We start from the raw sequence: 8,337 nt of genomic DNA, 5'->3' as shown, positions 1-8,337 counted from the left end.
CTGCCGAAGAAGGTTCGACCGTTTCGAAGTGGGTCACGACCGGTGAGTTGCTGACCTGGTACGCCGAGCGCATGGCGCGTGATCGCAGCTTGTCCGAGAAGCGCAAGAAGACCGGCGCCTCGATGATCAAGTGCCACCTCATGCCGCGCCTCGGTGATCTGCCACTGACCGATATCGACAAGGCCACCCTCGACAGCGACCTGATGTGGCCGCTGCAAGAAAGCATTTCCATCGACTACGTACGTTCGGTGTTCCAGTTGCTGGCCCTGTCCTTTCGGCAGGCGTTCAAGCTGGGTCTGATTTCGTCAAACCCGATGATGGCCATCAAGTTCAATGACTTCTCCAAGGCCAAGATCGGCATCAAGCCGTCTCGGTTGCGCGGCACCCAGCTGCAAGACCTGATGACGCGCTTGCTCGGTGCGATGGCGAACAACCCGGGGGATGGTCTGTTGGCGTTGCTGATGCTCTGCCACGGCACGCGGATCGGCGAAACCCGGCAGGCACGCTGGTCACACATCAGCCTGGCCGAGCGCGAGTGGTTCATTCCTGCCGAGCACACCAAGACCGGCGTCGAGCATCGCCTGCCGTTGACTGAGCAGGTGCGCAAGGTGCTCATCAGCTATCGCGAGATTCAGCGGGCCAAAGGGTATTACGGTCAATTCCTGTTCCCGTCTCGTAACGGCAAGGCACTCAGTGAAGGGCAGGCGAGTGCCGTATTCGTTCGGCTGGGGCAGGGCGAGTGGACCAGTCACGACTTGCGCAAGTTGGCACGTACCGGCTGGGCCGACCTCGGCATTGACCACCTGATTGGTGAGCTGCTGATCAACCACGCGATGGGTCACAACGTGAAGGTGTACATCCAGTCGGACGTGATGGGGCGCAAGCGTGATGCCCTGGAGCAGTGGCACGCGCATCTAGATCAGAAGGGATTTGAGCAGATTCATATGTTGACCAACGTTAGATCTGGAGATTCCGGTAATGCGCTGGAAGCCACAGAGAATAAGGGCTGCACGGCCACTCAAGAATCAACCATAGGCGAGGATTTGAAACATGAAAAAAGGGCAAGGCTTCGGTTTTAAGAGAGAGCGGATCGAGCTGGAGCCTTGCCCGGCCTGCAAAGGAAAAGCGGTGGTGCAGGGCGTTTTTTATGAGCTGGTTTGCAGTGATTGCAACGGCTCCGGTTGGGTAGTTTTGGGTAGCAGAGTGGTACTTTCTTCGGACGAATTGGTGACGCAGTTGAGCTTCAAATTGCAGTGGGCTCAACGCGAAATTGCAGTGCTCCAGCAGGGCTCGTCGATATCTGGCCCAGCCGAGTGCTACCAACAGAACAACCGTCGCGGTGCCGGCGGATCAAATTACACAGGGGATTGAATGCATGATGATTCGTAAGCCGGCAGGCCGACCATTAGGAGACACCGAGTACTTGTTGGAACAGTGGGGATGGTGGCGAATGGACGGGGCAGGGATACCAAATTACACCTCACCGACCTTTGCTCTGATGCGCCAGGCGATGCCGCAAGTGTCGCCGAGCCAAAATTATTGCATCACCGACGATTGGGCAATGGCCATCGACAATGCGGTGGCCAGACTTGCGCATAGGGATCAGCAAATGGGAGATATTATTTGGCTGTACTACGGTACCAAATGGACCATGGTCCGGGTTGGCAAGTACTACGGCATAAGCGAAGGGAAAACGCGTGAACTGGCGAGAGCAGGGGCAGCATGGATCGATTGTGCTGTCCATTCAATGCGGCAAGCTGCCTAATTTATCTGTCGATTACTGCCTATCACAAAAGGCAGCAATCGACTCGAAATTGACGGAGACGAAAGGCAGAAATCGGCCAGTAGCAAACTTAATGCGTCTAAGGAATTTTGGGAAATTCATCTCATGAAAGTTTTCCGAGTAGAGTATTACTGGGATCCTCGGCGGTATGGGTAATATCCTTAGCGAATTCAATTCCAGAAGTAAATTAACATGGAATTGATTCGCTAAGGACTGRGCGATATCTCATTGCTCGCATCAGAATGTTATGCGAAATTAATTTCTCCGACTAGCTCAATACGCTTAAAGGCTAGCTCGTTAAGCCCTCTTCGACTTCTGAATTCACGATCTTTAGTAGCAAGCTCAATCACCACATTGACTGTTCTTTGCAGCTCTGATCGGAGTTGGGATGCTTCAGCTGCTTCTGACAGCATCTCGGACCATTTTTTCCAAGGCGCAAGGATGCTCTCCAGACTTTGGTTGGAGTGTGGGTCTCTAGCAGCACCTAATAGGTAGCCGAACATTACAGCAATGCGATGCTCCAACGCACCCTCACCAATTCGAGCCCCTGACAAGAACTCAATTACATCATTGGCGCAAAATGCATCCTTTGAATACCGAGTATAAAGCTGTGGGTTTTCTTGCCTCAAGACTAACAAAGGCACGATGATTGACTCATCAAGGTAATGATTATGAGGAATGCTGCGGAAAATAAGCTTTAGTCTGCCAATCAGCTGATTAATGTCGCGAGGGGTATACTCGAACCGAAGCGAAAGATACGTCATAAGTTCAGTTATGTGTTCAAGATCATAACGTCCATCCTGTCGCGCTCGAAAGTAGTCTACAACTTCCTGTTCTTGTAGTCTGACAGAAATATACTCCTTAATGGATGGTGTTCTAAGTTGGTAGTCAATATCGATGAATCTCTTCAAATACTGAATGCCATTGAACGAAGAACCATACACTCCTTGGATTCCTTTACCTAGTTGATCTCGATTCATTGCAAGTATGAATATGATTCGATCAAGATCAAAAAGATGCTTGACTCGCTCCAGCATTTCAATTGCGTAAGTAGGGCGGCATCTATCTAGCTCGTCAATAAAGATAACTAGATTGTTTTGGCTATTCGGTAAACCTTCTAGAGCTAGGGATAGCTGATCTTTAAATTGCGCTAATGACTTTTGTTTCACATTAAAGCTATCTACGATGTCGCCGACTGCACCTCCGACTACGTCTCCGGCAAGTTTCTCTAATTCTTTATCTATGTCTAATATACCAAACGATGCAGCTTTGGCCGCAGCGACGGCAGAGGATTTGAGTATGTCAGGAACAAATTTTTTGGCCTTGCTCCAAGCGACTTTTGCTTTGGACTCCTCTTTTTCAGCAGCCATCCAGTTGTCGAATGTCGCTAATAGTGGAAGTAGGGGGTCATCTGCAAAATCATTTTCCCAAGCATTTAAGTATAGGCTTTTGATTTCAAGTGACCGTAAGTACTGTGTCCACAGCTTGAGGAACGTTGTTTTTCCTGCGCCCCATGGGGCGTCCAAGCATATTACAAGTGGTGCTTGTGCGTTTATTAATAGCGGAGTTAGATTTTCAATTTCTTTCCGCCTAGAGAGCTTGTCTTCGCCGCTTGGCCACTCATCCCCATCAAAGGATAACTCTTTATATCTTACGGAAAAGCTTCCCTTTGTGTCCGTGTTGTTCTGTTGCATATTGTTGTCCTTGAGTATACGAAAATTACAAGCTATTTATGATGTCTCGGTATGCTTCTAGATTTAACTTTTTGGTGTAGGTGTAGGAGGACTTTAGGTGGATAGATCGACCAACCGGAAATTCCACATTTCTTGTACCAAGAGTGCTGCTCGTGATAGCTACTTGTATAGGGTTACGAAGCGTTTTGATAAGGTCAGAAACTAAGGGCGCATTTGTTTCCCACTGATCGTAAATTACATGTTGATCTTCTCTAGATCGATCAGAGTATTCCACGCCAAAATATCTATCTGAAAAGAATCTGGTGAGTATCGATATGTCAGTAAAAAACACGCCACCTAGTTGGTCTGGCATCGCGTATGGTAGCCCAGCAACGACGCACGGAATAATTTCGTCGTACTTTACTTCTCGACCAAATGCCGCATGTACCATCTCAGGATGAAGTTTTAAACCGTTTACCAGTCTTGTTGCTTGGCGGACATCTTCGCGAGTTTGTTTTAAGAAGTTATAGATCGCAACCGGGCGACCTTCGCAAAGCCATCTATTCTTGCATTCTAAAACAAATAGTTTGCCATCCCATAGTGCTAAAACATCGTACTGATATTCTCCCTCTGGCTCAGGGTATTTTCTTTTGTAGCCTACCGCCTCGACCCCATGGGAGATAAAAAGCTCTTTTACTTCGTTTTCAAGTCCATCTCCTTTTGGCTTAAATTCACCTTTTCTACTCAGTATGTTCGATGCGATCGCTCTGCTTATTACGCTTCCTTTGAGGATGTCGTAAAGAACTGCAAATCCTGTTGATGTCTTTATGAGTGGCGCATCAAAAAGATCTCTTGCCTTTCGATGGAAGGTTATATTTTTAACAAAGGTAAGTGATTTTTCTTTGGTCATTCCAGAGGATTGAAGATGAGCTAATAAGGAGTCTTGACTGAAAGTGATAAGTTCAGAAATCATGGGCTTTCCTTCGGAAGCTTTGGGCAGCATGGCAGTACAAAATTCTCTAATTAAGCAAAAGCCATCAATCCAGTCACTTAAAGTTAACCCTTCATACAGCGCATCATCTTCAAGTACATTGTAGCTTAGTAATGTAGTGAGCGATGATGCAGCATGGTAGTGGTCTTTGACAGTCTTCGACCCACTAATTGCTGCGGCCGCGTCCAGTAATGAATTAAGCGTGGGATCCTTGTTTATGGAGAAAAAATTTGTGTATTCCCTAGAGCTATTTCGTTGGCCGGCGATGAAGTCAAAAATTTGCGCCTCGGTGGATTCCCCAAATTCAATTCCAAATTTAAAGTTGTCGGGGGCATTGTCATATTCATGCGCCTCCTTAATATCATGTTCTCTACCTAGGTAGCGCACATGCTCTTGTAGGATGTCTATGAGTGCCCAGATGTTTGCATTATAGAGAATTGATCCGGCTTTAAATGCCTCGGCATCATCTACAGGAACTCGGTCGGGAATTACTACAATCCCATCAGAGCTAAACCAGTTATTGCGATAAGCTTCCATCAATATAGCGGAGCCTAAGGCTTCGACTTGTTGCGTGTGATAAGTTTCTGGGTCTACGGGAATACCGTACGCATCAGTTACTGAAAGACTGTTTATAAGTACTGGTGTCCCTGTCTCAAATTGATCTTCTACTTTTTTATATAAATGATTTTGATCCCCTACGAACCAGGTCATAGTAGACCATAGCCTGGTTTCTGGGCTTAAATCTTTTAAAGCGGATAGCTCACCTTCAAAACTCAATACTTCACTAAAGCATGTTTCTACAATGCCAAAGAATTCAAGCATTTTCTTAAAGTGGTCGAGCAAAGGCTTATCAAGTCTAAGAGATATGAAGGCTATGAGGTCATCGAATAGTTCTTTTCTCTTTCTTGTTTTTTCCGCGTTCGGGCGTCTATTGATAAGTGTTTCTGTCCGCATAATTGCGTTTAGTAATGCAAGCGGGTTTCTATACCATTGAAATTTATCAAGCTCTCTTTTTAGGAGTTTCCATGATAATTTGGTCAATGCGCTATTAATTGCTGCCTCAGGAATTTCGAGCCCTTCATTTGCGACTAACAAAGCCATGCTCCTTGCTTTATAAGTAAATTGCAGATGTTGTTTAGTGTTTCTAGTCGACCAACCGATCTACCCATTTCCCTGCGATCCAGAGTCACAGCTAAGCCCAAGCTATCTCTTGTCGAAGATAGCACTACTCGGGTGGCCTCTGGYCAGTTCAGACCTTGAAATCAAGGCAGTCTCGGTAACGGGGCATGGAGAGTGAGCTGTAGGCCCCAGAGGTCARGGTCGGTTCTCCGGTTCGGAGTGCTTGGCGCTACGCCCCCTAGGCTTGGCAGCTAACAGATTCGTAACGTCACGTTTGTTTTACCAGGCTCAGGACAAGCTAGAAAGGCAATCACTACCTCAGGAAGAAGACAGCGAGCTGCTCTTGGAGGCCTTCGCGCCTGCCAGCCCCCACCGATAAATTGGACTCTTCATTTTCGTGAGAGTCTCCATGCCCCAAGTCGCAATCGGTACACTCCTGCTCATCTTGGGTTGTAAACAACGTTTCGCGACCGGCAACATCTGGGCCGATTTCTGCCTGTCTCGAAGGGCCGTACCAATTTGGGTAAAGCTTCGCTTTTATTGCAAAAAGCCTTTTCCGCGCGGGATAGATTTGCTTTTATAGCAGCGTGTGTTGCTGTCAACGCAGCGAGACGCCTTTAAAGAGCCCGACCATTGAGCCGGGTTTTTTTGTGTCCTTTACAAGCCCTGCCATCGAGCAGGGTTTTTCGTTTTCGGTACCGCCACATCCATCGCTCCAAGCGGGGACTGCTGCTGGAGCCGGACCTATTGCGCTCCCCGAAAGGGAGGAATTCGGATGAAAAACATGCCCGACAAACCAGACACATGGTTGGTCCTATTCGCGTGGCTGGGACAGCATGCGTCGACGATCTACGCCGGAGCATTGTCATTCGTGGTCGGTGCTTTGCGGATCATTTATGGCGGTGGCTCGCGGCGACAGGCACTGCTTGAAGCTTCGCTTTGCACACTGATCACCGTTGGACTGATTCCGCTGTTGGAGTACTTCGGCTTACCGCAGAACTTCGCCACGGCTGCCGGGGTGTTCATCGGTTTTCTTGGCGTGAAGAAGATCGCCGATCTGGCTGATCGGTTCGCTGACTTCAAGTTTCCCAAATCGGATTCGGCGCCGTGAAGCGCCGCTCCTGGACGCTGCCACTTGTGCTCCTGCTGGCCTACGCCGTCACGAGCCACATCCACTGTGGTGATTCGCGTGCATGTCAGCCGCTCGCCGCTCAATCATTCAATCGTGAGATTTAGAGAATGGCTTACACCCAATACGAAACCGTTGTCGCCAACACTCCCGAGGAGCTGACGGTCAAGCTGGCACAGGCCCTCGCCGATGGTTGGCAGCCTTATGGTAGTCCTGTCTCCATCACTGAAGGCTTTCAAGTGCTTCAGGCTGTAGTGAAGGGATCAAGCAATGTTGGCAGTGCACCGGGCGACATCACCTCGGACAACATCACGGACGCGTCGGATGTCGGTAAGGCGGTGCTGGTCAGTGTTGACGCCTCGGCTGCGCGTGCCGCAATTGGCAGTGGGACTTCGGACTTCTCCGGTAGCTACAACGATCTGACCGATCTGCCTGCCATTCCCGTCGAAGGTGATGCCGCGATGCTGGAAGCCGGCACTGACGTCGTTGCGCATACCTGGTCTGCCAAACTGATCCATGACGAGGTTGCCCGCCAGATTGCTGCGATATCCGCATGAGCCGTAAACAAGCGATCTCATCGTGCAAAGTAATGCTCTTAGTCGACTGCCTCCGTTTCAAACGCAGTGAGTGATTTCGACAGACGGCAGAGGCCCGGGGACCCTGGCAACTTCCAAGGAACACGGGGCATAAGACTCGCGCAAACGCGTTAGCGGCACCCCTCTAGGGTTAGTTAACTGGTTAACTCCCTTGGTTAACTTAGCTGAAAGCCTTATGGGTTGTGGCTTACAGGGCGGTTAACTAAGGAGTTAACCTGGTTAACTCAGCCAACTGTCGAGTCGGCTGAAAGTCAGGCGGGCCGTGGCTTTCAGCCCGGTTAACTAAGGCAGTTAACCAAGAGTTAACTAAGCGATTAAAAAACGGTCATGAATTTGGCTGAAAGCCAGGCAGGCCCTGGCCTTGAGGTGGTTAACCTAGGAGTTAACCGACTAATTTACTCGGTTAACTCTCGGCCCCACCGGGTTAACCGTAAGGCATCGACATGACAGCACTCACCAAAGCGGAGTTCGCCGCTCGCCAAGGCTGGTCGAAACCCTATGTGTCGAAGTTGGCCAAGAGCGGTCGTTTGGTTCTGATGGCGGACGGCATGGTGGATGTCGAGGCCACGGACCGGCTCCTGTTCAGCACTGCGGATCCGAGCAAAGCCAATGTGGCGGCGCGACATGAGCGCGAACGGATACAGCGCAGGCCGGAAGGCAATACCCCGGGCCCCCAGATCGAATACGAGCCTTTAGCCGTTATTTCGCACCATGCTCCGTTGGCCGGCGAGGGCATCCCGGACTTTCAGGAGTCGCGCGCCTATCGCGAGTTTTATGAGTCACGCCTGACCGAGAGCGAGTTTCACAAGAATCGTGGCGCCCACGTCGAGTTGGAGGCCGTTAAAACGGCGGCGTACACGACCGGGCGGATGTTACGGGATCTGTTGCTGGGTATGCCGCCACAGTTGGCCCCCGAATTGGCCGCCATGAGTGATCACTGGCAAATCGAGAAGCATCTCACTGCCGCATTACGTCGGGTGTTGGACGATGCCGAACGGATGTCCTCGACAGACCTCATCCATTCTTTGACTGCAGCGAGCTAATCC

8 protein-coding genes are annotated in these 8,337 nt (G+C 49.8%); 6 read left to right on the top strand and 2 right to left on the bottom strand.

What is annotated here, in order from left to right; all coding sequences use genetic code 11:
- From AC1DXW_RS25985 to AC1DXW_RS25975, 3 genes are all read left to right on the top strand, one after another.
- Positions 1 to 1,079: tyrosine-type recombinase/integrase (locus AC1DXW_RS25985; protein WP_477760635.1), on the top strand; the 1,079-nt coding region annotated here is incomplete at its 5' end.
- Positions 1,051 to 1,371, top strand: coding sequence for a hypothetical protein (locus AC1DXW_RS25980; protein ID WP_477756965.1), 321 nt, complete (start codon positions 1,051 to 1,053; stop codon positions 1,369 to 1,371). The genes AC1DXW_RS25985 and AC1DXW_RS25980, both read left to right, overlap by 29 nt.
- Positions 1,372 to 1,375: 4 nt before the next feature.
- Positions 1,376 to 1,765, top strand: a complete 390-nt coding sequence (locus AC1DXW_RS25975) for an antiterminator Q family protein (RefSeq protein ID WP_477756966.1) — start codon at positions 1,376 to 1,378, stop codon at positions 1,763 to 1,765.
- Positions 1,766 to 2,028: 263 nt separating this feature from the next.
- On the opposite strand, the gene AC1DXW_RS25970 is transcribed toward AC1DXW_RS25975, so the two are convergent.
- Complete coding sequence (locus tag AC1DXW_RS25970) at positions 2,029 to 3,477, bottom strand: KAP family P-loop NTPase fold protein (RefSeq protein WP_477760634.1); 1,449 nt, start codon at positions 3,475 to 3,477, stop codon at positions 2,029 to 2,031.
- A 25-nt stretch (positions 3,478 to 3,502) separates the two neighbouring features.
- A complete protein-coding gene (locus AC1DXW_RS25965) occupies positions 3,503 to 5,548 on the bottom strand; it encodes a hypothetical protein (protein WP_477760633.1) in 2,046 nt (681 codons plus the stop codon).
- A gap of 793 nt (positions 5,549 to 6,341) precedes the next feature.
- Between AC1DXW_RS25965 and AC1DXW_RS25960 the strand changes: the two genes are divergently transcribed.
- From AC1DXW_RS25960 to AC1DXW_RS25950, 3 genes are all read left to right on the top strand, one after another.
- On the top strand, positions 6,342 to 6,677 hold the full coding sequence (locus AC1DXW_RS25960) for a phage holin, lambda family (RefSeq protein ID WP_477756300.1): 336 nt from the start codon (positions 6,342 to 6,344) through the stop codon (positions 6,675 to 6,677).
- A 128-nt stretch (positions 6,678 to 6,805) separates the two neighbouring features.
- Complete coding sequence (locus AC1DXW_RS25955) at positions 6,806 to 7,252, top strand: DUF1737 domain-containing protein (protein WP_477756301.1); 447 nt, start codon at positions 6,806 to 6,808, stop codon at positions 7,250 to 7,252.
- A 482-nt stretch (positions 7,253 to 7,734) separates the two neighbouring features.
- On the top strand, positions 7,735 to 8,334 hold the full coding sequence (locus tag AC1DXW_RS25950; protein WP_477760632.1) for a terminase small subunit: 600 nt from the start codon (positions 7,735 to 7,737) through the stop codon (positions 8,332 to 8,334).
- Positions 8,335 to 8,337: the final 3 nt, after the last annotated feature.

The organism is Pseudomonas sp. P4_C4 (assembly GCF_056402055.1).
Note: the sequence above shows the minus strand (reverse complement) of the source record. Positions and strands in the feature narration are given on the sequence as shown.

Coding starts and splice junctions, on each gene's coding strand:
- AC1DXW_RS25980 (WP_477756965.1), top strand. CDS start 1,051: ATGAAAAAAGGGCAAGGCTTCGGTTTTAAGAGAGAGCGGATCGAGCTG.
- AC1DXW_RS25975 (WP_477756966.1), top strand. CDS start 1,376: ATGATGATTCGTAAGCCGGCAGGCCGACCATTAGGAGACACCGAGTAC.
- AC1DXW_RS25970 (WP_477760634.1), bottom strand. CDS start 3,477: ATGCAACAGAACAACACGGACACAAAGGGAAGCTTTTCCGTAAGATAT.
- AC1DXW_RS25965 (WP_477760633.1), bottom strand. CDS start 5,548: ATGGCTTTGTTAGTCGCAAATGAAGGGCTCGAAATTCCTGAGGCAGCA.
- AC1DXW_RS25960 (WP_477756300.1), top strand. CDS start 6,342: ATGAAAAACATGCCCGACAAACCAGACACATGGTTGGTCCTATTCGCG.
- AC1DXW_RS25955 (WP_477756301.1), top strand. CDS start 6,806: ATGGCTTACACCCAATACGAAACCGTTGTCGCCAACACTCCCGAGGAG.
- AC1DXW_RS25950 (WP_477760632.1), top strand. CDS start 7,735: ATGACAGCACTCACCAAAGCGGAGTTCGCCGCTCGCCAAGGCTGGTCG.